The organism is Ruegeria sp. I1, from assembly GCF_056532675.1.
Genome location: NZ_JBQFNM010000001.1, coordinates 424,853 through 448,856, shown reverse-complemented (window position 1 = coordinate 448,856; position 24,004 = coordinate 424,853). Strand labels below are relative to the sequence as shown.

General features: G+C 58.1%; 22 protein-coding genes. 15 read left to right on the top strand and 7 right to left on the bottom strand.

Annotated features, from left to right (window positions below; translation table 11 throughout):
- Nucleotides 1-67 precede the first annotated feature (67 nt).
- On the top strand, nt 68-1,453 hold the full coding sequence (locus ACR0DH_RS02280) for a dipeptidase (RefSeq protein WP_480546851.1): 1,386 nt from the start codon (nt 68-70) through the stop codon (nt 1,451-1,453).
- A 132-nt stretch (nt 1,454-1,585) separates the two neighbouring features.
- Here the strand turns inward: ACR0DH_RS02280 and lpdA are convergent, their stop codons facing one another.
- A complete protein-coding gene (lpdA, locus tag ACR0DH_RS02275; protein ID WP_480546849.1) occupies nt 1,586-2,980 on the bottom strand; it encodes a dihydrolipoyl dehydrogenase in 1,395 nt (464 codons plus the stop codon).
- A gap of 215 nt (nt 2,981-3,195) precedes the next feature.
- On the opposite strand from lpdA, the gene ACR0DH_RS02270 reads away from it, so the two are divergent.
- The gene (locus ACR0DH_RS02270; protein ID WP_480546847.1) at nt 3,196-3,630 is read left to right on the top strand and encodes a hypothetical protein; all 435 of its coding nucleotides are present in this window, start codon (nt 3,196-3,198) and stop codon (nt 3,628-3,630) included.
- On the opposite strand, the gene ACR0DH_RS02265 is transcribed toward ACR0DH_RS02270, so the two are convergent.
- From ACR0DH_RS02265 to ACR0DH_RS02250, 4 genes are all read right to left on the bottom strand, one after another.
- Nucleotides 3,627-4,202, bottom strand: coding sequence for a DUF924 family protein (locus ACR0DH_RS02265; protein ID WP_353006581.1), 576 nt, complete (start codon nt 4,200-4,202; stop codon nt 3,627-3,629). The two genes, ACR0DH_RS02270 and ACR0DH_RS02265, sit on opposite strands and share 4 nt — an antisense overlap.
- Nucleotides 4,203-4,311: 109 nt before the next feature.
- Nucleotides 4,312-5,583 (bottom strand): MFS transporter, encoded by a 1,272-nt coding sequence (locus ACR0DH_RS02260; protein WP_480542489.1) that lies wholly within the window; start codon nt 5,581-5,583, stop codon nt 4,312-4,314.
- A gap of 113 nt (nt 5,584-5,696) precedes the next feature.
- Nucleotides 5,697-6,743: a tRNA preQ1(34) S-adenosylmethionine ribosyltransferase-isomerase QueA gene (gene queA, locus ACR0DH_RS02255; protein ID WP_480546845.1), complete on the bottom strand. Its 1,047-nt coding sequence runs from the start codon at nt 6,741-6,743 to the stop codon at nt 5,697-5,699.
- Between the two features lie 44 nt (nt 6,744-6,787).
- On the bottom strand, nt 6,788-10,174 hold the full coding sequence (locus ACR0DH_RS02250) for a YhdP family protein (RefSeq protein WP_480546843.1): 3,387 nt from the start codon (nt 10,172-10,174) through the stop codon (nt 6,788-6,790).
- 68 nt (nt 10,175-10,242) lie between these two features.
- Here ACR0DH_RS02250 and ACR0DH_RS02245 point away from each other — a divergent pair, with 68 nt between their 5' ends.
- The 7 genes from ACR0DH_RS02245 (at nt 10,243) to ACR0DH_RS02215 (ending at nt 16,766) form a co-directional block, all read left to right on the top strand.
- Entirely contained in the window at nt 10,243-10,704 is a 462-nt protein-coding gene (locus tag ACR0DH_RS02245) for a peroxiredoxin (RefSeq protein WP_480546841.1), read from the top strand.
- Between the two features lie 87 nt (nt 10,705-10,791).
- Nucleotides 10,792-11,610 carry a ferritin-like domain-containing protein gene (locus tag ACR0DH_RS02240; RefSeq protein ID WP_480547296.1) on the top strand — a complete coding sequence of 273 codons (819 nt, stop codon included), beginning with the start codon at nt 10,792-10,794 and terminating at the stop codon, nt 11,608-11,610.
- Between the two features lie 175 nt (nt 11,611-11,785).
- Nucleotides 11,786-13,114: a DUF5930 domain-containing protein gene (locus ACR0DH_RS02235; protein WP_480546839.1), complete on the top strand. Its 1,329-nt coding sequence runs from the start codon at nt 11,786-11,788 to the stop codon at nt 13,112-13,114.
- Nucleotides 13,104-13,604 (top strand): bactofilin family protein, encoded by a 501-nt coding sequence (locus ACR0DH_RS02230; protein ID WP_170530561.1) that lies wholly within the window; start codon nt 13,104-13,106, stop codon nt 13,602-13,604. Before ACR0DH_RS02235 ends, ACR0DH_RS02230 begins: the two co-directional genes overlap by 11 nt.
- 110 nt (nt 13,605-13,714) lie before the next feature.
- Complete coding sequence (locus ACR0DH_RS02225; protein ID WP_480546837.1) at nt 13,715-14,524, top strand: M90 family metallopeptidase; 810 nt, start codon at nt 13,715-13,717, stop codon at nt 14,522-14,524.
- A gap of 114 nt (nt 14,525-14,638) precedes the next feature.
- Nucleotides 14,639-15,328, top strand: coding sequence for an aquaporin Z (gene aqpZ, locus ACR0DH_RS02220; RefSeq protein ID WP_170530563.1), 690 nt, complete (start codon nt 14,639-14,641; stop codon nt 15,326-15,328).
- 148 nt (nt 15,329-15,476) lie between these two features.
- Nucleotides 15,477-16,766: a hypothetical protein gene (locus tag ACR0DH_RS02215; RefSeq protein WP_480546835.1), complete on the top strand. Its 1,290-nt coding sequence runs from the start codon at nt 15,477-15,479 to the stop codon at nt 16,764-16,766.
- Between the two features lie 36 nt (nt 16,767-16,802).
- On the opposite strand, the gene ACR0DH_RS02210 is transcribed toward ACR0DH_RS02215, so the two are convergent.
- Both ACR0DH_RS02210 and ACR0DH_RS02205 read right to left on the bottom strand, forming a co-directional pair.
- The gene (locus ACR0DH_RS02210) at nt 16,803-17,360 is read right to left on the bottom strand and encodes a peptidylprolyl isomerase (protein ID WP_480542476.1); all 558 of its coding nucleotides are present in this window, start codon (nt 17,358-17,360) and stop codon (nt 16,803-16,805) included.
- A complete protein-coding gene (locus ACR0DH_RS02205) occupies nt 17,353-17,859 on the bottom strand; it encodes a peptidylprolyl isomerase (RefSeq protein ID WP_480546833.1) in 507 nt (168 codons plus the stop codon). Before ACR0DH_RS02205 ends, ACR0DH_RS02210 begins: the two co-directional genes overlap by 8 nt.
- A gap of 135 nt (nt 17,860-17,994) precedes the next feature.
- Between ACR0DH_RS02205 and ACR0DH_RS02200 the strand changes: the two genes are divergently transcribed.
- The 6 genes from ACR0DH_RS02200 to ACR0DH_RS02175 all read left to right on the top strand — a co-directional run bounded on the left by ACR0DH_RS02200 (nt 17,995) and on the right by ACR0DH_RS02175 (nt 23,994).
- Nucleotides 17,995-19,185, top strand: coding sequence for a phosphoglycerate kinase (locus ACR0DH_RS02200; protein ID WP_480546831.1), 1,191 nt, complete (start codon nt 17,995-17,997; stop codon nt 19,183-19,185).
- Between the two features lie 149 nt (nt 19,186-19,334).
- Nucleotides 19,335-19,634 (top strand): FtsB family cell division protein, encoded by a 300-nt coding sequence (locus ACR0DH_RS02195; protein WP_480546829.1) that lies wholly within the window; start codon nt 19,335-19,337, stop codon nt 19,632-19,634.
- Nucleotides 19,635-19,810: 176 nt separating this feature from the next.
- Complete coding sequence (pdhA, locus tag ACR0DH_RS02190) at nt 19,811-20,800, top strand: pyruvate dehydrogenase (acetyl-transferring) E1 component subunit alpha (protein WP_480546827.1); 990 nt, start codon at nt 19,811-19,813, stop codon at nt 20,798-20,800.
- 15 nt (nt 20,801-20,815) lie between these two features.
- Complete coding sequence (locus ACR0DH_RS02185) at nt 20,816-22,189, top strand: pyruvate dehydrogenase complex E1 component subunit beta (RefSeq protein ID WP_480546825.1); 1,374 nt, start codon at nt 20,816-20,818, stop codon at nt 22,187-22,189.
- Between the two features lie 3 nt (nt 22,190-22,192).
- Complete coding sequence (locus ACR0DH_RS02180) at nt 22,193-22,678, top strand: hypothetical protein (protein ID WP_480497565.1); 486 nt, start codon at nt 22,193-22,195, stop codon at nt 22,676-22,678.
- 14 nt (nt 22,679-22,692) lie between these two features.
- Nucleotides 22,693-23,994, top strand: a complete 1,302-nt coding sequence (locus tag ACR0DH_RS02175; protein WP_480546823.1) for a pyruvate dehydrogenase complex dihydrolipoamide acetyltransferase — start codon at nt 22,693-22,695, stop codon at nt 23,992-23,994.
- The last annotated feature ends 10 nt before the right edge of the window (nt 23,995-24,004 follow it).

Sequence of the window (24,004 nt, the reverse complement as noted above, 5' to 3'; positions counted from 1 at the left end):
CCGACTGGACCTTGGCGACAACGCTGATAGGTTTCGGCCAACACAGTCTACCACAAAGGAATCCTTCATGTCTTTAGACCCTGTGCTCAGTCGGATTGATGATGACCTGCAAAGCGCGATCGACCGTTTGATGGAGCTGCTGCGCATCCCGTCGATCTCAACCGATCCTGCCTACAAGGAACAGGTTGATCAGGCCGCCGATTGGTTGGTCGGGGATTTGCAAAGCATTGGTATTCAGGCCGAAAAACGCGAAACACCAGGCCATCCGATGGTTGTGGGCCATGTGGGCGAAGGCCAAGACGGACCCCATGTTTTGTTCTATGGCCACTACGACGTGCAGCCTGTCGATCCGCTGAACCTGTGGAATCGTGATCCGTTTGATCCGGCAATCGAGGATACCGAGCATGGGCAGGTCATTCGCGGGCGCGGGTCCTCGGACGACAAGGGCCAGTTGATGACATTTGTCGAGGCCTGCCGCGCCTGGAAAGCGGTTCACGGCACCCTGCCTTGCCGCATCACGTTTTTCTTCGAGGGTGAAGAGGAATCCGGTTCACCCTCTCTGGTGCCGTTTCTGGAGGCCAACAAAGACGAATTGCGGGCCGATCTGGCGCTGGTCTGCGATACGTCGATGGTGTCGCGGGGGGTGCCGTCGATTGCTTCGCAGTTGCGCGGTATGCTCAAGGATGAGTTCACCATCGTCGGGCCGCGCATCGACTTGCATTCAGGCCACTATGGCGGCCCAGGCCTGAACCCTCTGCGTGAGCTTTCGAAAATTGTGGATTCATTCTACGACGATGAAACCGGCCGCGTTGCCGTGGAAGGCTTCTACGAAGGCGTCCACGAAGTGCCTGCCGAGCAGTTGCGCCAATGGCAAAATTGCGGGTTTGACGAAGCCGAGTATCTGAATTCGGTCGGCTACAGCCAGCCGCATGGGGAAAAGGGCTATTCCACACTTGAACAGCAATGGGCCCGGCCAACGCTCGAGGTGAACGGGCTCTGGGGTGGCTACAACGGTGCAGGGTCGAAAACGGTTATCCCATCCGAGGCGCATTGCAAGATAACCTGTCGCCTTGTGGGTGACATGGACCCGGACGCGCTGCGTGACAAAATCCGCAAACATGTGGAAGATCACCTGTCACCAGATGCCAAAGTCGTATGGGACAACGACCTAGAAGGATCGCCAGCCTCGGTCATGAATCTGAACCGGCCTGAATTCGAAGCAGCGCGCGGTGCGCTATCTGACGAATGGGGCCGCGAGGCGGTGTTTACCGGCATGGGCGGCTCTATCCCCGTTGTCGGTTACTTCAACACCGTGCTTGGGCTGGATTCCATGCTGGTGGGTTACGCCAATGACGATGACGCCATCCACTCGCCCAACGAAAAGTATGACGTCAAAAGCTTCCACAAGGGCATCCGTTCCTGGGCCCGCATTCTAGACGCTTTGAATAAGTAAGTCTTTTGCGAGGCTCTGCCTCGCGCTCCGAGGTATTTGGGAACAGAAGAAGTTCGGATGCCCTGCTTCTTCTGTTTGAAAATACCTCGGGGGAGTTGCGGCTTGCCGCGACGGGGGCAGAGCCCCCTAACCTTACATGTGGATTACGCGCCCATAGGCATCCAGAACGGCTTCGTGCATCATCTCTGACAGGGTCGGATGCGGGAAGACGGTGTTCATCAGGTCCTCTTCGGTGGTCTCCAACTGGCGGCCAACCACATAGCCCTGAATCAGTTCTGTCACTTCCGCACCTATCATGTGCGCACCCAAAAGCTCTCCGGTCTTGGCGTCAAAGACGGTTTTGATCAGACCTTCAGGCTCGCCCAGCGCTATGGCCTTGCCATTGCCGATGAAGGGGAAGCGACCGACTTTGATATCATAGCCAAGTTCCTTTGCCTTGGCTTCGCTGTACCCGACTGAGGCGACCTGGGGCTGGCAATAGGTGCAACCTGCGATGCTCTCGGGCTTGACTGGATGCGCGTGTTTCCCGGCGATCAGATCCGCGACCATGACGCCTTCGTGGCTGGCCTTATGCGCCAGCCAGGGGGCGCCTGCGATATCACCAATGGCATAGAGCCCATCGACGCCGGTATGGCAATATTCATCCGTGACTACATGGGTTCGGTCAATTTTCACGCCCAGAGCCTCAAGCCCCAGGTTTTCGACATTGCCAACGATGCCGACAGCGGAAATCACGGTATCGAAGTCGTGTTTTTCGATTTTGCCCTTCACCTCGATATGCGCGGTGACTTTGCCCTTGGCGCGGTCCAGTTGTTTGACCATCGCCTTTTCCATGATGGTCATGCCTTGTTTGGTAAAGGCCTTCTTGGCAAAGGCGCTGATCTCTGCATCTTCGACAGGCAGCACGCGGTCCATGACTTCGACCACGGTCGTATCCGCGCCCAGCGTGTTGTAGAAACTGGCGAATTCGATACCAATTGCACCCGAGCCGATCACCAATAGCTTCTTGGGCATCCGCGGCGGTTGCAGCGCGTGTTTATATGTCCAAACCAGATCGCCGTCAGCTTCCAGCCCCGGCAATTCACGCGCCCGCGCGCCGGTGGCCAGAACGATGTTCTTGGCGGCCAGTTCTTCGGTGCCTTTGTCTGTTTTGACCGTAACCTTGCCTTTGGCCGGGATCGTTGCCTCGCCCATCACCACGGTCACTTTGTTTTTCTTCAGCAGGTGTCCGATGCCACCCGAAAGCTGCCCTGCTACACCGCGTGAGCGTTTGACGACCGCGTCCAGATCATATCCGACCTTATCCGCCTTCAGGCCGAAATCCTTGGCGCGCTCCATCAGGTGGAACACTTCGGAAGAGCGTAGCAGTGCCTTGGTCGGGATACAGCCCCAATTCAGGCAGATCCCGCCCAGATGCTCTCGTTCAACCACACAGGTTTTTAACCCCAATTGCGCGGCGCGGATTGCAGCGACATAGCCCCCCGGACCAGCCCCGATAACGATCAGATCAAAAGATTGTGCAGCCATGTGTCCCTCTCGGCGCAGGTCGAACGAAATTTAGTTTACCATTAAACTACTTTTCAGAGCGCATCAACACAGCACATCCGCGACAAAAGCGACGCGAGGAACCAGCAGCGAAAAGGCGCTGTTTTCAACCTATACCCGGGACTGCCCAAAGGCTAGAACAGAAGAGCCTTAGGCGATTTCATAGTCTCAACCCCAGTTTATTCGAAAGGCTTACCATGGCCAAAACATTGAAAGATCTTTTGCTCGCGCTGCTCAATGCCACCCTGATCCTGGTGGCCCTTTGCCTATTTCTTGGCTGGAAACTAGGGTCGAGTGTGGAGAGTATCTCGGCTAATTTTTCGAATGTCATTCAAGTCGTTGCCCCCCTGCGCGACGAAGCCCAAGGCATTCGCGGAGAGCTGACTGCCCTGCGTAGCGAACTGGCTTCTCTGCCAACCGATGGCAGCGCATTGGATACGGCCACCGCGCAGCGTATTTCCATGACGCTGAATCGTTTGGACGCGATTGAAGACAGTTTGAAATCTGCTCAGACCCGGTTCTCCGACCTGGCCGAAGAGCCTGATGTGTTGGTGGAGACGGCCATCACCACCGCTGGCGATGTGATCGCCGAGAAGGTTCTGGCCATTCGCGGATGCGTGCCCGAGGTTTAACCCCCGGCCTGCAATTCCCGCACCGTCGAGCCATAGCCGCCCATGCTGACATACGCCATTTCATGTTCGGTGGAATGGCGTGACAAAGCCTCATTCCGGTAGGGGAACCGGCCGAATTTGCGGATCACCTCACGGTGGGCGCGTGCATGTAGCAGGTTGCTGGGCTCGCTGCTGAGGTTTTGGCAAATCAAGCGGACACAGCGTTCCTGATCGCACAGGTTTTCTGAATGCATCATCGGCAGATAGAAGAACTGCCGCGCCGGTTCATCGATCTTAAGGTCCCAGCCTTTGTCGACCGCACATTTAGCTGCGGCCAGCGCAGCCCGGTCAGTTGAGAATGCCCGCGCACTGCCCCGGAACATGTTGCGTGGAAATTGGTCGGTCAGAATGATGTATGCCAAGGCACCGCTGGGATATGTCAACCAAAGCGAGAACTTGCCTTCGGTCGATGCTTCCCAGGTTTTCAGAAAACGATCACGGATTTTTGCATCCAAGGCATCATCCTGCAGATACCAACCGTCTGGACCAACTTCATCCAACCAAAAACTCAGTACGTCTTCAGGCCCTACCATTGCCCTAAACTCCGTCTTGTGCCCTCCCCAGGGACGTAACGTCATTTATTGCCATTTTACAGATTTGTTACAGTAAAATATTGCAACAATATCGACATATTTTCGTGTCTTAAGCCGTTTCCTGCGCATCCTGCTCGGCTTCGGCCGCCTCGATAGCAACTTCCTGCGCCACCTCAAACGCCACAGGCGAGGCTGTGGGGTAAAGCGGCGACATCGTACCGGTCTCGTCAACAGGAACCGTCGGACGCTGCGTGGTCCGATACAGCGCATAAATCGCAGTCATGAACAACAATGCGGCGAGGAACAGGAAAAAGCCCTGCGGGCCAAAGACCTCATCGCCCATTAACCAACCCGTGATCAGTGGACCCGCAATGGCGCCCAAGCCGTTGATGAACACCAATCCACCTGAGGCTGCGGCCATATCCTCGTGATCAAGAAAGTCGTTCGCATGCGCAATCAGCAATGAATAGAGCGGGTTCGACAGACCTCCGATGACAAAAGCTGACCCCAGCAAAACAGGATAGGTCACGCCATAGATCATCCCGACCACGGCACCAACGCCACCTGCGACCGAGACCAGCGTGATCAGCAGGCGGCGGTCCATTCGGTCCGAGAACCAACCCAGCGGATATTGAAAGACAACCGCTCCGATATAAAACGCGGCCACAAAGGTCGAAATCTCGAACAGCGACAACCCGGCCCGGGCGCCGTAAACCGCCGACATGCCGAACTGAGCCGAGAACACACCGCCCAGAAAGAACATACCAACGCAAGCCAAGGGCGATTTATCCAGCAACTCGCGCAAAGTCATCGGCTTGGTTGAATCGAATGCTGGGGTTGGCGAGATGGACAGCAAAATCGGCGCGAATGAGATCGAAACCAAAATCGAAGCAATGACAAAGGTCTGATAGCCAGCCGGGTCCCCGAGCAAAACCAAGCCCTGCGCGCTGATGATCCCGGTCATCTGAACGATCATATAGAGCGATAGAGCCTGGCCGCGGTTTTCATTGCTGGCTGCGTTATTCAGCCAGCTTTCTGCGGTCACGTATACGCCCGAGAAACAGAATCCGATCACGACACGACCCAGCACCCAGGCTATCGGGTCGGTCAGCATCGGATACATGATCATGACAGCCGAGATGAACGAAGCCAGCGCCGCAAAGACGCGTACATGGCCAACGCGGCGGATCATCTCGGGTGCCAGACGTGATCCGCCCAGAAAGCCGACGAAATAGGCAGACATCACAAAGGACATCTCAAGCGTCGAGAACCCTTCGATTTCACCACGCACACCCAGGATAGTGCCCTGCAGGCCGTTGCCGACCATCAACAGCCCCATTCCCAGCAACAACGCCCACGCGCTGGACAGAACCTGAATCATTGGGGCCTCCGGTGAAATGCCGATCAGAATACGGATTCGTTGGTGCGATCAAAAACCGCCTCGGTCGCGCTTGTCTACGACATTCCTGTCGTTCGCCGCCTGAAACGCGGCCCTCACGGGATCAAAAGCGACGAATCTCCATATGAGAAGAAGCGATATTTTTGAGCGATTGCATGATCATAGAGCTGCCGCATCCGGTCCTGCCCCATCAGGGCGGACACCAGCATCAACAAGGTGGATTTGGGCAGGTGGAAATTGGTCATCAACGCATCGGTTACGTGGAACTGAAAGCCGGGATAGATGAAGATATCAGTTTCACCTTCCCAGGCTTCGATCTGCCCCCCGCGCGCAGCGCTTTCGATCAGGCGCAGCGCTGTGGTGCCAACCGGGATGACGCGTCCGCCTGCGGCTTTGGTCGCCCTGATCTCAGCAGCGGCTTCGGCGCTGACCCGGCCCCATTCAGCATGCATTTTATGAGTGGTTACATCTTCGACCTTCACCGGCAGAAATGTGCCTGCGCCCACATGTAATGTCACATGGCTGAAGGTGACCCCGCGCGCGGCCAAGGCCTGCATCAGCGCGTCGTCAAAATGCAGCGACGCCGTTGGTGCGGCCACAGCACCTGCGTTTTGGGCCCAGATGGTCTGGTAGTCGGTCTTGTCCTGTTCGTCCGCAGGGCGTTTGGCGGCAATGTAGGGCGGCAAAGGCATCGCGCCTGCCTGTTCCAACGCCGCATCGAAATCATCACCAGTCAGGTTGAAGCGCAGAAAAGCCTGACCGTCCTCGACCCGATCCAATACTGCTGACAGATCATCTGAGAAGACAATATCCTCCCCTGGCTTCACCTTTTTCAAAGGTTTGACCAAGGCGGTCCAACAGCCATCTGACTGCGGCTCTAGCAAGGTTGCTTCGATCGCGGCAGAGACTGGGCCCTGCGCGCTGTTACGGTGTCTGCGTCCGCTCAACCGTGCTGGGATCACCCGTGTGTCGTTCAACACAAGGCGGTCGCCGGGTCGCAACCAATCGGGTAGATCGAAAACGTTGCTGTCGGTGACCCGATCCCCGTGCGCGACCAGTAAACGAGCCGAGGATCGCGGATTGGCGGGCCGCGTGGCAATCAGCTCTTCGGGCAGATGGAAATCAAAATCGCTGAGTTTCATGGCCGCGCCTTACAAGGCTAGGATAGATTCGGCCATATCCCGGTTCAATTGTCCCGAGGCGGTGATCCAAAGGTCCGCTTTGGCTCATCCGGTTTCTGGCGCTGCGCATTCGGCCCATCCGAGACGGTGGGTGCCGGTGGGCGCAACAGATTGCGCAGGAACAACGGGGCCAATCCGGACAGAGGGTTCACCGATACTTTAGGTGCGCTCAGTGGGCCAGTGAGAGAATAGTTAAAGCCGATGATCCCCTCACCCTTGCGGGTCAGCACGCTGCCGATGGCATTCACCAGGTAGATTGGCGAGATCGCACCACGTAGATCGAGCCTGCCGTTCACCGTATCAATAATGCCGTCGAAAGACAGACCCATCGACGGGCCAACGGCGCTGCCGCTTAGCACTTTGATTTCGGTCGGTGTGAGCCTCATGCGGCTGTCGATGGATGAGAAAAAGATCCCCTGCCCAGCCATCTCATCCAGTAGACCCACAAGGCTGATGGCATTTAACAACGCCGCCATGGCCGGAGCGTCGGTAATGCGGGTATTTATGATCTTGAGGATCACGTCATAGCTGTCGGGCGCGGTTACTGGCTCAAGTTGCAAATCCAGATCGCCCCCTTTTGCCTGTGTCAGCACCCCGGCAGCGCGCAAAACCGCCCCTGCGTCGCCAGAGGTCAGGCTCACAGCGCTGCGATTGCCACGCGGCGTCACCTGACCCTGAACCGCAGCCTCCCCATTCACGCGCGCCCGAAAGCTTCCATTGACCCCGCCCGTGGTTTGAAACACCCCCTGAAATCCCGTCAACGCTACGGTTTCGGTGACCTGCAGCCGATCCAGCGTCACGTCCACCTGCGATCCTTGGCCCGAGCCGCCTGCGCCCCCGTCGCCCTCGCCAAATTGCGCGCGGCCCAGGTTCAGCACGCCCCCCAGCACGCGAATATCGGGCGGTCCCGACTCGCGCCCAATCAATACTGCCGGGACGGCCAGCCAATCGCCCAGATCAAATGAGCTAAAGCTGACGCGATCAAACGCCCCGTCTTCGCGGAAGGAAATCGCGCCTTTGGCCCGCAATCCAGCCACGTTCAACTGTAAGCTATCGACACTGATCTGATCTCCCAAGGTTGCTTCTGCACTCAGCGTACCAGTGCTGCCCGCAGCTTTGCGCCAACTGAGTTCCGGGATGGCGAGTGCAACCCCCCGCAAATCAGACTGGGCCGATAGATTCGGCGGTTCCCCTGCACCGATCCCCAGCGTGATATCGGCCGTGCCTTTCCCCGTTAGCATCCCGCGCGGTAGACCCGCCTTCAGCGTTTCCATCAGCTTGGGGGATAGTTCAATCTGACCGGTCAATTCGCCGCGCTGCGCCGTTTCTCCATCGATGGGTTGCCGCCAAGTGGCCTCGATGGGCACATCACCGAAAAGGCCCTGCCCTGCGATCTGCACGCCGGTTTGATCGCCGCTCAGGCGCAGGGTGTCAGCGGTAACGGAAAATCCGGGTACCAGCCTGTCGCTGCTTAGGTTGTCTAGATCGCCATCAAAATGGAACTGGGTCTCCTGAAACTTCAGCTTTTTCTTTAGCGGCAAGGATAACGTGCCACTCAGTGCAACGGTACCATCAGCCAGATCAACTGGCAGATTGGCTTTGCTAAGCAAGGATAGCGGCGGTCGATCCAGCAGCGACAGCGCGGCTGTCACACTGCCTGATGCCTTGATCCGGGCAATGGCCGGGGCGGATTTCTTGATATCCGTATCCGGGATAATGAAGGACGTCCCCGACGCGTCCACCGGACCGCCAGCATCTGCAACAACAATCCCGTTCTGCGCCGTTGCCGTGAACCTGTTGTTGATCAGGCTGGCCTGACCTTGCGCGTTTTCAATCGGGGGCAGCGTTTTGACAAACCGGATCGTTGCGTCTTCGAACCCGAAATCCAGATAAAGATCGGGTTTCGATCCGGGCCGCAGGCGCAAGGCGAAATCCATGTCCGACAGTTTGCCCTGATAGAGGTTCTTCGTGACCCATTCGCGCGGCTTCGGGGCCAGTCGTTCAGGCCAATAGCCAAGCACCTGATCTGAGGTCATGCGATCCAGATGGGCATCCAGATCGACGGACCAACCGTCTTCCAGCCCGAGCAACTCACCCGATGCGCTTACACGATGTTCGCCGTCTTCGACGGTTATCTGCCCAAGGCGCAGCTTGAACGGAGCAAAGGTCATTTTGAAATCAAGATCCGCCTGCCGCAGCTTCAAAGCCTCGGGGAACAACCCCGCCGGATTGGCATCGATACCGGTGAATCGAAGCTGCGCGTCAAGGCTGTCCAGCGTTCCATTTTCGACGCCCTGCAAATAGGCTTTACCGGACGCCTGCACCGCCCCCCAAGCCGAGACAACCGATACTTCGTTAAAATCGATCTCCTGACGTGTGGGCTCATAGGTGAAATAGGTCCGAGCCGAATCAAACGGCACCGGGCGCGTCTCGGGCGTCGGCTGCACCACACCGGCCCCCAGATTGAGCGTTGCAAACAGCGGACCGACCGCGCCTTCGCCATCGATGCTGCCCCGCAACGCGCCAGAGATTGGCGTACGCAGAACTTGCAACCATGCCAACGCAGGGCTTTGGCCGTAGACATCCTCGGCAGGTAAATCCGTGATCGTGACCCCGAACCGCGCCTCGGGCGTGCCCAGAACGCTGGTGTAATTGGCCTCGATCCCGCTGACAAAATCGCGCCCCGAGAGGACCGAGAAGCCGGTTGCCAGTCGCATTTCGTTGTCGTTACGTGTGATCTGGATATGCCCGCCATCCATGATCCATGACCGACCCAGTCGCAGATCGCGGTAGTCCAGCGTGATCGCGTCCAGCCGGACGGATGTCAGCGCCGAGAGCATCGGAGACAAAAAGATATCATCCGAGGTTTCGATCAGCTGCGCCAGGTTGGGGGCCTGTTGAACCGGCGAACTGTCAGTGCCAACCGTGAGGGTCAGCGCCCCGTCCAGGCCCCGGGTCAACGAAATCTGGGCACCGCTCAGCAGGATGCGCTTGGGGCGTACGTTGCCGCGCAGCAAGGGGCGCATCGCAAGGCTCGCCCGCATGTCCGACACCTGCGCGATTTGCTGGCCCGCAGCATCCGCGATGCTGACATCTGTCAAACGCAAGCGTGGGCGCCAGCCTTCATTGATGATAAAACTGACATCGCCAAACCGAACCTGTAGCCCGCCAAAGCTCTGTTCCAGCCGCGCCTCGACCCGATCCCGCACCCAGGCCGGGGCATGCATGCGCTGGCCGATCAGCATGAAACCCGCAATCAGCGCCAGCACCACCAGCAACACGGCCCCGCGCATGGCCCAGAGCCCTGCAACCCGGCGGCGCGAGCGGCGACGCGGGGCAGGTTCCGGCGGATCGCCCCCTTGCTGTTCCTGCTGCGCCAATTTGCTGTCCACGCCTTTTAACCCGCTGATATCGCCCTATGATGTCGGGCAGCCCTTAAAACCCTATTGCGGAGTATCCAATGCCCGACATTTCAGACATGGCCCCCGATTTCACCCTGCCTCGTGACGGAGGTGGCGAAGTCACCCTATCGGACCTGCGTGGCACAACCGTCGTTTTGTTTTTCTATCCCCGCGATGATACGCCGGGCTGTACCAAGGAATCCATCAGTTTCTCGGAACAACTTCAGGCCTTTGCCGATGCAGGCGCTCAAGTTTTCGGCATCTCGCGCGACAGCGTTGCCAAACATGACAAGTTTGTCGCCAAGCATGGGCTGACCACGCCGCTTTTGTCAGATGAAAACTCGACCGTCTGCGAAGACTATGGCGTCTGGGTCGAAAAGAACATGTATGGCCGCAAGTCGATGGGAATCGAACGGTCCACTTTCATCATCGACGGCGAAGGCCGCATCGCGCAGCTTTGGCGCAAGGTCAAGGTGCCTGGCCATGTTGATGCCGTGCTGGATGCTGTGAAGGCGATGTAAACCCCTCGACCCCGGCGTCCATCCGGTTTATTCCGCAGCCTTGCATTAAACAGGCGGAGCGTATCTGTGCCCACAACACTGACCCAGATGGCCACCGAGGTTCTGACAACAGCGGACGGGCGGGAAAAAACCGCCCTTTCGAAACGCCACTCCGCCGCATGGTTTGCCGCCCGCAAAGGTGAAGCCGAGGCGATCGAGATCGGCACCGCGACGCCCCCCTTGCAACCCGCGCGCCCGGACAAACCCGAGCTGCTGTCGCCGCGCGAAGTGCCCAAGCGCAAACCGGGAACCGAGGCTGGGCGGATCGCTCTGCTGCACGCCGTTGCCCATATCGAACTTAATGCGGTCGACCTGCATTGGGATATCATCGCCCGGTTTGGGCATGTCCCTATGCCCATCGGATTCTATGACGACTGGGTTAAATGCGCCGAGGAAGAGTCGCGCCATTTTGAGATGGTCTGCGACTGCTTGGAACAGATGGGCAGCTCTTACGGTGCCCTGCCCGCACACGCAGGTATGTGGCGTGCGGCCGAAGACACGGCAGAGGACTTAATGGGGCGTCTGGCCGTCGTGCCTATGGTACTGGAGGCCCGCGGGCTGGACGTCACACCCGGCATGATCAACATTTTTCGGAAGGCCAAGGCCGATCAGGCCATTGCGGCGCTGGAAGTCATCTACGCAGAAGAGGTCGGGCACGTGGCCTACGGGTCCAAATGGTTCCATTTCCTGTGCGGACGCGAGAATGCCGATCCCAAGGATGTATTCCACGACTTGGTGCGGCGCTATTTCCATGGCGTCCTGAAACCGCCCTTTAACGAAGAGAAACGCGCCGAGGCCGGATTGCCGCCAGATTTCTACTGGCCCCTCACCGAAGACCTACCACAGCCCGGCACCGTCTCAGATTGATCCAAATAGGTTAATTTAGGCGAATTCCTGCCGATGACACAGGGTAATTTCGCAAGCTTCGCGTCAAATTGGTCAGCAAACTTGCCCGATGTCCCAGTCCGCTTTATGAAATCCCCCCAAGGGACGGAGATTGCACCACGACCGGTCCCGATCTTGGGGATGAGAGGTAAGACGCGTGAGAACACGTCTGGCAATAAAGTTTCACTCATGGCTTGAACGCCGTTTCCCGGAACGCCGGGTTTTTCTTAAATCAGATCAGGACACCCGGTTCATCCGGCTCAGCTCCGAGACGCAAGTGGTCGCTGTTGCCGGTGTTGCGGTGATTGTTGGCTGGACCGCGCTTTCGACCGCGATCCTGCTGATGGACAGCATTGGGTCAGGCAACTTCCGGGAACAGGCGAAACGCGATCAGGCGACCTATCAGGAACGGCTAAACATATTGTCTGCCGAACGGGACGCCCGCGCGCAGGAAGCGCTGGCCGCACAGGATCGGTTCAATGCAGCCCTTGCGCAGATTTCGGCAATGCAGTCGGAACTGCTGGCCTCGGAAAACCGCCGCCGCGAGTTGGAAACCGGGATCGAGGTGATCCAGACCACGTTGCGCACAACCATGAAACAACGCGAAGAGGTCCGCACCGAACTGACCGAGCTGAAGCAGGACAGCGACGGATCGGGCATGTATCTGGCGTCGGTCGGCGATACGGCGCAGATGGAGTTCATGACCGACGCATTGGCGCGCACCGCCGAAGAACGCGACCAGATCGCCGCCGATGCGCAGACCGCGCTGGATCAGCGCGACGAATTGGAGCTTGAAATCCGCCTGATGCAGGAACGTAGCGACGAGATCTTCCGGCAATTGGAAGAGGCGATGGTGATCTCGGTCGAGCCATTGGACAAAATGTTCCGTCAGGCAGGTATGCCAACAGATCGTATCATCGAAGAGGTCCGGCGCGGATATAGCGGTATGGGCGGTCCGCTGACCCCTTTATCCTTCAGCAGCCGCGGCGATGAAGAGCTGACGGCTGACGAAATCAGGGCCAACAAACTGCTGCAGCAGATGGATCAGCTGAACCTGTACCGTCTGGCTGCCGAAAAGGCCCCCTTTGCCAATCCTGTGCATTCTGCCGTGCGTTTTACCAGCGGCTTCGGCTCGCGCCGCGACCCGAAAACCGGCGGTCGCCGGATGCATAACGGCGTCGATTTTGCGGGTCCGCAAGGCACCGATATCTTTGCAACTGCCGATGGTGTGGTCAGCCATGCCGGGTGGCAATCCGGCTTTGGTCGCCTTGTGAAGATCAAACATGCCTTCGGGATTGAGACACTTTATGCTCATAACACCAAGATCAACGTAAAGGTCGGCCAAAGGGTCTCGCGCGGGGATCATATTGCTGATATGGGTAGCACCGGACGGTCCACCGGCACGCATTTGCACTATGAGGTGCGCGTGAACGGAAAACCCGTAAACCCAATGACTTACATCAAGGCTGCGAGAAATGTTTTCTAAGAGCAAAATGAACGAGCCCGGATCCAAGGAAACTGAGGCGGCAAAACCTGCTGCTCCGGCGACTCCGGCGGCCCCTGCCCCATCCGAGACCAAGGCCAGCACCGCGCCCAAGCCAAAGCCGCCCGCATCGGTTCTGTCTTCGGACTTGCACATCACCGGCAATATCAAGACCACTGGCGACATTCAGGTTGAAGGCACTGTCGAAGGCGACATTCGCGCGCATTTGCTGACCATCGGCGAAACCGCCACGATCAAGGGTGAAGTTACCGCCGATGACGTTGTGGTCAATGGCCGTATCGTGGGTCGTGTGCGTGGCCTGAAGGTGCGCCTGACATCGACCGCACGTGTCGAAGGCGACATCATTCACAAGACCATCGCCATCGAAAGCGGCGCCCATTTCGAAGGCTCGGTCCAACGTCAGGACGATCCGCTGAACCCCGGTCGCAGCGGTAAATCCGGCGGCAACCCTGCGGCGGACGTCAAGCAGTAAGCCAAACGCGAAGCAGATTTCTGAAACGCCGCAGGACAATCCTGCGGCGTTTTTCTTTCGACACTCGATTTGCGTTTCCCGCCAGGCAGGAACTGGCATAGGGTCGGATCATGTTGATATTCCTCAGCCTTGTCGCCCTGATCGCCTGTGCCATCGCCTACTACCTGTGGTCGCGCCGTCAGGCCCGCGCCCGGTTGCTGGCCACCACGCTAAAAGCTTCGGAACGTCAGGTGGTCGAGACCATGGTGCCGATCGTTCGGCGGTTGCCACCCGATTTGCGCAGCAAGTTGGACGGTAAGATGACCCTGTTTCAGGATCAGGTCCGCTTCTTTGGCTGTGATGGGCTTGAGGTCACAGAAGAGATGCGCCTTTCGATCTCGGCTCAGGCCTGCCTTCTCGTTGTGAACACGGACATGTGGTTCGACAATCTGACGACCATTCTGATCTATCCGAACGCGTTCAAATCCCGCCAACAAAGGCGAAGCGGCTATGTGGTGACCGAAAAGGAAATCATCCGCACCGGAGAAAGCTGGAACCGAGGCCCGGTGATCCTATCCTGGGCGCATAGTCGGCAAGGGGCCCTGAACGACCACGACGGGCACAATGTTGTCTTTCATGAGTTTGCGCATCAGATCGATGATCTGTCCGGCGGCACAGATGGCGTACCCGTCTTGAATCGAGCGCAGAGCTATGCCGATTGGGAGCGCGTTTTTGTCGCCGCTTACGATGCCCATGTCCATGCAGTTGAAACCGGTAGACCCACTGTCATCGATCCCTACGGCGCCGAAGGACATGAAGAGTTTTTCGCCGTCTCAGTCGAGGTGTTCTTTGAACGCCCAAACGCGCTGAAAGACAGTGTGCCCGAAGTTTATGAACAGCTCTCACTGCTGTTTCAACTGGACCCGGTCAGCTGGACTTAACGCAATACGCGTTAGCTGTGACACGTCCCACGGAAAACTCCCCGTGCCTGCAAATTTAACAAAAGGCATCTTCTGAACTAAACTCAAACCCATTGGTTTATCGGAGGAGTTTTCATGTCATCAAAACTTATGGCCGAGTTTTTCGGCACATTCTGGCTGGTTCTGGGCGGATGCGGCAGTGCGGTTCTGGCCGCTGGTGTGGCAGATGTGGGCATCGGATGGCTGGGTGTATCCTTCGCCTTTGGCCTGACTGTCCTGACCATGGCTTATACGGTTGGCCATATCTCGGGCGGGCATTTCAACCCGGCGGTCAGCCTGGGGCTGATGATCGGCGGGCGGTTTCCAGCCAAAGACCTGTTGCCCTATTGGGTCGCTCAGGTCATCGGCGCCATCGCGGCAGCCGTGGTCCTTTATCTGATCGTCAGCGGAGCGCCCGGCTTTGAGGGCGTCGGTGGATTTGCCTCAAACGGATATGGCGACGCCTCACCTGAGGGATACTCGCTGATGTCCGCTTTGGTGATCGAAATCGTGCTGACCGCGTTCTTCCTGCTGGTCATCCTGGGTGCGACCTCAAGCGGCGCCCCGGCCGGGTTTGCCCCGATTGCGATCGGTCTGTGCCTGACGCTGATCCACCTGATCTCGATCCCGGTGACCAACACATCAGTGAATCCGGCACGGTCGACCGGTGTTGCGCTGTTTGCCGATGGCCCGGCCCTTGCTCAGTTGTGGCTGTTCTGGGTGGCGCCGCTGATCGGTGCTGCAATTGGCGCACTGATCTGGAAAGTGATGTCTCCCGACGATTAACCTGATCAAAACGGCGCAGCCAAAGGGTTGCGCCGCTTGATCCGATACAAGACACACATTCCGTCGGAATTCCCGCCCTGATAACTGCCAGGTTGAATTCCGCCCGAAAGCCGCGAATATCGCTGCGCATGTGTAAGAGTTTTTGTTCATGACCTCGCGAACCGGCTTTAAGCGTCCTGCATCGGCCATCCCGGCCTCAACCGGGTTGGTCGCGATCTTCAGTATCCCGATCCTGCACTACCTGTGGCCCGCGATGCCCGGTGTTTCAGACCGCGATCAAACCGTGCTGTTCGCCCTGACCGTATTTGGTTTGATGGTCGCGTCAGAATTCGCCTTTGCCAAGCTTCACCGCATGCCCGGCAGCGGGCTGGTTTTTAAGGCGCAGAACTTTCGTGATGCCTCCTATATTCAAGATTTTCAGGTCAAGCTGGTTGGGTTGGTCGCAAGTGCGGGTCTACTTGCGCTGTTCTACTGGTCGGCAGACCTCTATCGCGGGGATTGGTATTCACCCTTCTTTTCGCTGCTCGCCGACTACTGGTGGCAAATATTGGCCATCGTTCTGGCGGTCGTGACTTCGGTGCATTTCATGATGCGGCATCCGCGGGATGGGATGTGGCATCTGGGGCGCGTGGTTATGACCCTTGGACACCACTCCACCCGTGCGCGTGGGCTGAAGGTCTATCTGCTGGGTCTGCTGGTCAAAGGCTACTTTCTGCCCCTTATGTTCTGTTATCTGGTCTATGACTGGACGTTCTTTCAGTCGCGATCCTTGTGGGAGATGACAAGCTTCCCACAGGTCTATGAATACCTGTTCCGCTTCTCCTTCTTCCTTGATCTGACGGTTGTTGTCATCGGCTACGCAACGGCCACCCGGCTGCTGATGTCCCATATTCGTTGGACAGAAACCACCGTCAGCGGCTGGCTGGTCTGCCTGGCCTGTTACGCGCCGTTCTGGCAGGTGCTGTCGCGGGACTACTTCAACTACACCCAAGAGGGCTTCGCCTGGGGTGCGTGGCTGTGGGATTATCCGGTTCTCTACACGATCTGGGGCTGCACGATCCTGTTTTTCCTTGGGATATACTGCCTAACAGCCGCCCGTATGGGGTTAAGGTTTTCGAACCTCACCTATCGCGGGTTGGCCTGTGATTTCCCCTATAATCTAAGCAAACACCCCTCGTACATCAGCAAGAACATCAGCTGGTGGCTTGTCTCGATCCCGTTCATCGCGGTGGATTTCTGGACCGGAGTGGCCAATTGCATGGCTCTGCTGGGGGTGAACTTCATCTATTTCATGCGCGCCTGGCATGAAGAACGCTGCCTGTCGCAGTCGCCATCCTACAGGGCCTATCAACAGCATATCAGGGAAAACGGGTTGCTGGCCCGGATCAGGCGCGTTGTATTCACAACAACGCAGCGGGCGTCAGAAAAGCTGAACTAGGATGGACCCGGCGCTTTGGCGCGCCGGGCGAAACGTTTATTCGGTTACAGTGACGGTTTTCATCACATCCGGTTGGCCGGAAACAGCACCCGATTCAGGATGACCACGCTTGATCGCATCAACCACATCCATGCCTTCGGTGACCTGACCGACAACCGTGTACTGACCATTTAGAAACGGCCCCGGTTCGAACATGATGAAGAATTGCGAGTTTGCGCTGTTGGGGTCCTGCGACCGTGCCATGCCAACGACACCACGATCAAAGCTGACATCCGAGAACTCTGCCGGTACGTCCGGGCGATCCGACCCGCCACGGCCCGCATAGCGCATGTCAAACGCCTCATCGCTTTGATCGCCATATTGCACATCGCCGGTTTGAGCCATGAATCCATCGATCACGCGGTGAAACACCACACCGTCATATTGGCCTTCGCTGGCCAGAGCGGTGATCTGTTCAACATGTTGCGGGGCGACGTCTTCGAACAGGTCGACAAGAATGGTGCCGTTGGCCCCTTCCCCTTCGACCTCGATCTGCAGGCCTGTGGCCAAGGCCGGGCTGGCCAGCAAAGTGAGAGCGACTGCCAGCTTACGCATCTGCGGCCACTTTCACGCTGATCATGCGATCGGGCTGCATCGGCGGCTCACCCCGCACGATGGCGTCCACATGTTCCATACCGTCAATGACACGGCCATAGACGGTGTACTGGCCGTTCAGAAAATGATTGTCCTTGAAGTTGATGAAGAACTGCGAGTTTGCCGAGTCCGGATTCTGCGACCGCGCTGCACCCAGAGTACCCCGGTCATGCGGCAGCTTCGAAAACTCTGCCGGAACGTTCGGCAACGACGAACCGCCGGTACCTGCCATACGCAGGTTGAACCCGTCTTCCATATCGCCATGCTGCACGTCGCCGGTTTGTGCCATGAAGCCGTCGATCACACGGTGGAAGGCCACGTTGTCATACTCGCCACCACGAGCCAGTTCCTTCATCCGCGCGCTGTGTTGCGGGGCGACGTCGGGCAGCAATTCGATGACTACGTTGCCGTCTTTCAGCTCGATGATGATGGTGTTTTCGGGATCCTTGATTTCGGCCATCTGGCCCTCCTGTCGTTTTGTCTTGCGCAAATACCTATGCGCAGGGCGCGTGAAAGCCAAGTGACGCATTGACCTGAGGGCAAAATGAAGGAAAGAACCGCCTAAATCGGTAACAAACGCATGAAGGAATGCACGATGGGCTGGAAAACGCTGGACGATATGGACCTGAACGGCAAACGCGTTCTGGTGCGCGTGGACATCAACGTGCCCGTCGTGGACGGTGTCGTGACGGACGCCACCCGCATTGAGCGGATCGTGCCCACCGTGCGCGATATTCTGGCTGCGGGTGGTAAGCCGATCCTGCTGGCGCATTTCGGGCGACCGGGCGGCGAGCGGCGCGAGAACCTGTCGCTGAAACAACTGGTGCCAACACTGGAAAGCGCCTTTGGGACATCGGTTCTGTTTGCCGCTGATTGCGTCGGCACCGAGGCCGAACTGGCCGCAGAGGCCCTGCAACCGGGTCAGGTCTTGCTGCTGGAAAACACTCGCTTTCACGCAGCAGAGACAAAGAATGACGCTAGTCTGGCCGCGGGTATGGCCAAGCTGGGCGACATCTATTGCAACGACGCGTTTTCAGCCGCACACCGCGCCCATAGCTCGACCGAAGCGCTGGCCCGCCTTCTGCCCGCCTGCGCAGGCCGCCTGATGCAGGCCGAGTTGCAGGCACTGGAGGGCGCTCTGGGTGCCCCGAAACGGCCCGTGACGGCGGTTGTAGGCGGCGCGAAAGTGTCGACCAAGCTGGAACTGCTGGGCAACTTGATCGACAAGGTAGACTATCTGGTGATCGGTGGCGGCATGGCCAACACCTTCCTCGTCGCCCAAGGGATCAGTGTCGGCAAATCACTGGCCGAGCGCGATATGAAAGACACCGCAGCTGAGATATTGGCAAAGGCCGAAACCTCGGGCTGCACCATCGTCCTACCCACTGACATCGTTGTGGCGGAAAACTTCGCGGCCCATGCGCCGCATCAGGTGCTGCCCGCCGATCAATGCACCAAAGAGGGCATGATCCTGGATGCCGGTCCCGAAAGCGTTGCGGCTATTTCCGAGATCTTCGCCAACAGCCAAACCTTAATCTGGAACGGCCCACTTGGTGCGTTTGAACTGGAACCGTTTGATATGGCCACAAACGCAGCCGCACTGAAAGCGGCCGCGCTAACACGCGCAGGCCAGTTGGTGTCGGTTGCAGGCGGGGGCGATACGGTTGCCGCCCTGAACGCTTCCGGCGCTGCCGCGGATTTCTCGTATATCTCGACAGCAGGTGGCGCGTTTCTGGAATGGATGGAAGGCAAAACCCTGCCTGGTGTTGCCGCGCTGGAGCAATAACGCGGTTTGGCGGCAGTCGTATAATCTAGCCCGTCCGCAAGATTTTGCGAATCAGGGGATTCACAAGCCGAATCACCTGTGACATAGTGCTGCCAGAGGTTCGCAAAGGACCCGTTATTGAGGCAAGTTTTCATACGGCGGTAAACAGAGTGTCCCGTTCCAATCGCCCCGGTTTGGGCTCAGTCGCATTTTTCTCGGTGGCTTTCATGCTGGGTGTCTATTTCACCTTTGCCGCCGTGCAGGGCGACTATGGCCTGTTCCGACGGGTCGAGATTGCAGCGGAACGTGACGCTCTGTCACGCGACTTGGTCAAGCTTGAAACCGAGATCGTCGAGATGGAAAACCTGACGCGTCGCCTGTCAGATACCTATCTGGATCTTGATCTGCTGGATCAACAGGCACGGTCAATCCTGGGCATGATCCGCGCAGATGAGATTGTCATCCGCTAAGGCGGACCAAGCTATCGTCAAATTCCCTGTCTTTCTCCGCAAACAAACCGGTTACGCCCTAGCCGGTCGCTACGCCGTGCGATGCTGCGTCAGATTTCCCCTCGCCAGAAAGCCCGAAATGCTTTAAGAGATAGTTTAACGCTAAACTATCTGTCCGAAAGGGAGAGGTCGCCAAGATGGCTGCGCGAAAAACCACAAAGAAACCAAATGTTTCTGCGGAAGAACTCAAGACTTACTACCGCGAGATGCTTCTGATCCGCCGATTCGAAGAAAAGGCTGGTCAGCTTTATGGAATGGGTCTGATCGGTGGGTTCTGCCACCTCTATATCGGACAGGAAGCGGTTGTTGTCGGTCTGGAAGCAGCGGCCAAGGAAGGTGACAAGCGGATCACCTCGTACCGCGATCACGGTCACATGCTGGCATGTGGCATGGAACCGGGCGGCGTGATGGCCGAACTGACAGGGCGCGAGGGCGGTTTGTCCAAGGGCAAAGGCGGCTCGATGCATATGTTCTCGAAAGAGAAGCATTTCTACGGCGGCCACGGTATCGTTGGCGCGCAGGTGCCGCTGGGTGCGGGTCTGGCTTTCGCAGATAAGTACAAGGAAAACGGCGGCGTCACTTTCACCTATTTCGGTGATGGCGCAGCCAACCAAGGTCAGGTTTATGAGACGTTCAACATGGCGGCCCTCTGGGAACTTCCCGTTGTATTCGTGATCGAGAACAACCAATACGCCATGGGCACCGCGCAGGCGCGCTCGACCTCGTCTGCTGACATCTACCATCGCGGTCAGGCCTTTGGCATTCCCGGTGAAATGGTCAACGGTATGGATGTTCTGGCGGTCAAGGAAGCGGGTGAAAAGGCTGTTGCCCACTGCCGCGCCGGCAAGGGGCCTTACATCCTCGAGGTCAAAACCTACCGCTATCGCGGCCATTCAATGTCTGACCCGGCAAAGTACCGCACCCGTGAAGAAGTTCAGAAGGTCCGCGAACAAAGCGACCCGATCGAACATGTGCGCGAGTTGCTGCTGACCGGCAAACACGCGACCGAGGACGACCTGAAGGCGATCGACAAAGAGATCAAAGAGGTCGTCAACCAGGCCGCTGAATTCTCGAAAGAAAGCCCCGAGCCGTCGCTGGACGAGCTCTGGACAGATATTTACGCCTGAGAGGACGAATAAGACATGGCAACCGAAATTCTCATGCCCGCCCTTTCGCCCACAATGGAAGAGGGCACGCTGGCCAAATGGCTGGTCAAGGAAGGCGACACCGTATCCTCGGGCGACATCATGGCCGAGATAGAAACCGACAAGGCGACGATGGAGTTTGAGGCCGTTGACGAAGGTATCGTTGGCAAAATCCTGATCGCCGAAGGCACCGAAGGGGTCAAGGTCAACACCCCCATCGCGGTGCTGGTGGAAGAGGGCGAAGACGCCTCCTCCCTGCCCGCGGCTGCGCCCGCAGCCGCAGCGGTGGCAGAGGCCGCCCCTGCGGCGGTTGAGGCCCCCGTTCCCGCAGCTGCCGCCCCGGCCGCTCCGGTTGTGGACCTGTCGCCCGATTGGCCAGCCGACGCGGAAATGAAAACCGAGACTGTCCGCGAAGCCCTCCGCGATGCGATGGCCGAGGAAATGCGCGGTGACGCAGACGTTTACCTTATGGGCGAAGAAGTCGCCGAATATCAGGGCGCATATAAAATCAGCCAAGGTCTTCTGGACGAGTTTGGCCCCAAGCGCGTGATCGACACCCCGATCACCGAGCATGGCTTTGCTGGTATCGCGGTTGGTTCAGCGTTTGGTGGCTTGAAACCCATCGTCGAGTTCATGACCTTCAACTTCGCCATGCAGGCGATTGACCAGATCATCAACTCCGCCGCCAAGACGCTCTATATGTCTGGCGGTCAGATGGGCTGCCCAATCGTGTTCCGTGGCCCCAACGGTGCCGCCGCCCGCGTGGCCGCGCAGCACTCGCAAGACTACGCGGCATGGTACATGCAGATACCGGGCCTCAAGGTCGTCATGCCCTATTCGGCGGCCGACGCCAAAGGCCTGCTGAAATCGGCAATCCGAGACCCCAACCCGGTGATCTTCCTGGAAAACGAAATCCTCTACGGCCGGTCCTTCGACATGCCGCAGGTGGATGACCTGACCATCCCACTGGGCAAGGCCCGCATCTGGCGCGAAGGCTCGGATGTGACCATCGTCAGCTTCGGCATCGGCATGCAATATGCACTCGAAGCCGCCGACAAACTGGCGGAAGAGGGCATCAGCGCCGAGGTCATCGACCTACGCACCATCCGACCGATGGACACAGGCGCGATCATCAACTCGGTGATGAAGACCAACCGTCTCGTGACCGTCGAAGAAGGCTGGCCACAGGGGTCAGTCGGCAGCTACATCAGCTCGGTCGTGATGCAAGAAGCGTTCGACTATCTCGACGCCCCTGTCATCAACTGCACAGGCAAGGATGTTCCGATGCCCTATGCCGCGAACCTGGAAAAGCTGGCACTGATCACCACCGATGAGGTCATCGCGGCGGTCAAACAAGTGACCTACCGATAGGCAATGACCCCCGGGAACGTACATAATCCTGCGGGTGTGGACTGGCTTTTCGAAAGCCTCGTCTCCGCGCGCAAGGATAACAACCGCAACCTGCTTTATGTCTGTGCGGCGTTCCTGGTGGTTTCCTTTGTCAGCATCGCGTTCAATCTGGAGGCCTTCGACCAGATCTCGTTCGATCTGTTATCGGTCGAAGGCAGCCTGACAAGCGCCTGGCCCATCCGAGCCATGCTGTGTGTAGCCTGCGTCGTCTCATACGCTTCGGTCATTTACATCGTGCTCGAGCAGCAACGCCTGCAATTGGGTATGGATTATCTGGCCGCAGTGGAACACAGCGATGCCGCTGCCCTGGGCCAGTTCACCGAGTGGCTTGAAAAGAACCATCCGCGTGTCTCAAAGGCGCGCTCTGTGGTCGTGGGGGTGTTCGTCACCTTTTGCGCGGCCATCCTCCTGATCGATATCGCAACGCTGATTTACTCATTTTCGAAGTAAGAGGACATGAAGACATGCCCACCGAAATCCTGATGCCCGCCCTTTCGCCAACCATGGAGGAAGGCACCCTTGCCAAATGGCTGGTCAAGGAAGGCGACACCGTGTCGTCCGGCGATCTGCTGGCCGAGATCGAAACCGACAAAGCCACGATGGAGTTCGAAGCCGTTGACGAAGGCACCATCGGCAAGATCCTGATCCCCGAAGGCTCCGAAGGGGTCAAGGTCAACACTGCCATCGCCGTTCTGCTGGAAGATGGCGAAAGCGCGGATGATATCGCCGCTGCGCCTGCCAAGGCCCCTGAGGCGGCCCCAGCCGCCGCGGGCAACGAGGCTGCCGCGCCAGCGGCATCCGAGGCGCCCGCCCCTGCCCCGGCAGCACCGATGAAGGCCGAAGGCGGTCGTATCTTCGCTTCGCCCTTAGCCCGTCGGATCGCTGCACAAAAAGGTCTGGATCTGGCGCAAATCGCTGGCTCGGGCCCGCATGGCCGCATCGTCAAGGCGGACGTGGAAGGTGCTACCGCGACGGCTCCGGCTGCTGCACCTGCGCCTACGGCCCCTGCAGCCCCAGCTACTGCTGCTCCGACCGGCCCATCCGCCGATATGGTTGCGCGGATGTACGAAGGGCGCGAATACGAAGAAATCAGCCTCGACGGAATGCGCAAAACCATCGCCGCGCGCCTGTCCGAAGCCAAACAGACCATCCCGCATTTCTACCTGCGCCGCGATATCAAACTGGATGCACTCCTCAAGTTCCGCAGCCAGTTGAACAAGCAGTTGGAAGGCCGAGGCGTCAAGCTCAGCGTCAATGACTTCATCATCAAAGCCGTCGCCAACTCACTGCAACAGGTTCCGGCTTGTAATGCGGTCTGGGCAGGTGATCGTGTGCTGCAGTTGAAACCCTCGGATGTGGCCGTTGCGGTTGCCATCGAAGGCGGTCTGTTCACACCCGTCCTGCAGGACGCCGACACCAAGTCGCTGTCAGCGCTGTCGACCGAGATGAAAGACCTCGCCGGTCGCGCTCGAGAACGCAAGCTGGCACCGCATGAATATCAGGGCGGAACTTTCGCGGTTTCTAATCTTGGCATGTTCGGCATCGATAATTTCGACGCCATCGTGAACCCGCCGCATGCTGGTATTCTGGCCGTCGGTTCGGGCGTCAAGAAACCAGTTGTTGGTGAGGACGGAGAGCTAGCGGTTGCCACCGTCATGTCGGTAACCATGTCTGTCGATCACCGGGTCATCGATGGGGCGCTTGGGGCAGAGCTGTTGCAAGCTATCGTCGACAATCTGGAAAATCCGATGGTCATGCTGGCTTAAATACAGCCAA

Coding starts and splice junctions, on each gene's coding strand:
- ACR0DH_RS02280 (WP_480546851.1), top strand. CDS start 68: ATGTCTTTAGACCCTGTGCTCAGTCGGATTGATGATGACCTGCAAAGC.
- lpdA (WP_480546849.1), bottom strand. CDS start 2,980: ATGGCTGCACAATCTTTTGATCTGATCGTTATCGGGGCTGGTCCGGGG.
- ACR0DH_RS02270 (WP_480546847.1), top strand. CDS start 3,196: ATGGCCAAAACATTGAAAGATCTTTTGCTCGCGCTGCTCAATGCCACC.
- ACR0DH_RS02265 (WP_353006581.1), bottom strand. CDS start 4,202: ATGGTAGGGCCTGAAGACGTACTGAGTTTTTGGTTGGATGAAGTTGGT.
- ACR0DH_RS02260 (WP_480542489.1), bottom strand. CDS start 5,583: ATGATTCAGGTTCTGTCCAGCGCGTGGGCGTTGTTGCTGGGAATGGGG.
- queA (WP_480546845.1), bottom strand. CDS start 6,743: ATGAAACTCAGCGATTTTGATTTCCATCTGCCCGAAGAGCTGATTGCC.
- ACR0DH_RS02245 (WP_480546841.1), top strand. CDS start 10,243: ATGCCCGACATTTCAGACATGGCCCCCGATTTCACCCTGCCTCGTGAC.
- ACR0DH_RS02240 (WP_480547296.1), top strand. CDS start 10,792: ATGGCCACCGAGGTTCTGACAACAGCGGACGGGCGGGAAAAAACCGCC.
- ACR0DH_RS02230 (WP_170530561.1), top strand. CDS start 13,104: ATGTTTTCTAAGAGCAAAATGAACGAGCCCGGATCCAAGGAAACTGAG.
- ACR0DH_RS02225 (WP_480546837.1), top strand. CDS start 13,715: ATGTTGATATTCCTCAGCCTTGTCGCCCTGATCGCCTGTGCCATCGCC.
- aqpZ (WP_170530563.1), top strand. CDS start 14,639: ATGTCATCAAAACTTATGGCCGAGTTTTTCGGCACATTCTGGCTGGTT.
- ACR0DH_RS02215 (WP_480546835.1), top strand. CDS start 15,477: ATGACCTCGCGAACCGGCTTTAAGCGTCCTGCATCGGCCATCCCGGCC.
- ACR0DH_RS02210 (WP_480542476.1), bottom strand. CDS start 17,360: ATGCGTAAGCTGGCAGTCGCTCTCACTTTGCTGGCCAGCCCGGCCTTG.
- ACR0DH_RS02205 (WP_480546833.1), bottom strand. CDS start 17,859: ATGGCCGAAATCAAGGATCCCGAAAACACCATCATCATCGAGCTGAAA.
- ACR0DH_RS02200 (WP_480546831.1), top strand. CDS start 17,995: ATGGGCTGGAAAACGCTGGACGATATGGACCTGAACGGCAAACGCGTT.
- pdhA (WP_480546827.1), top strand. CDS start 19,811: ATGGCTGCGCGAAAAACCACAAAGAAACCAAATGTTTCTGCGGAAGAA.
- ACR0DH_RS02185 (WP_480546825.1), top strand. CDS start 20,816: ATGGCAACCGAAATTCTCATGCCCGCCCTTTCGCCCACAATGGAAGAG.
- ACR0DH_RS02180 (WP_480497565.1), top strand. CDS start 22,193: ATGACCCCCGGGAACGTACATAATCCTGCGGGTGTGGACTGGCTTTTC.
- ACR0DH_RS02175 (WP_480546823.1), top strand. CDS start 22,693: ATGCCCACCGAAATCCTGATGCCCGCCCTTTCGCCAACCATGGAGGAA.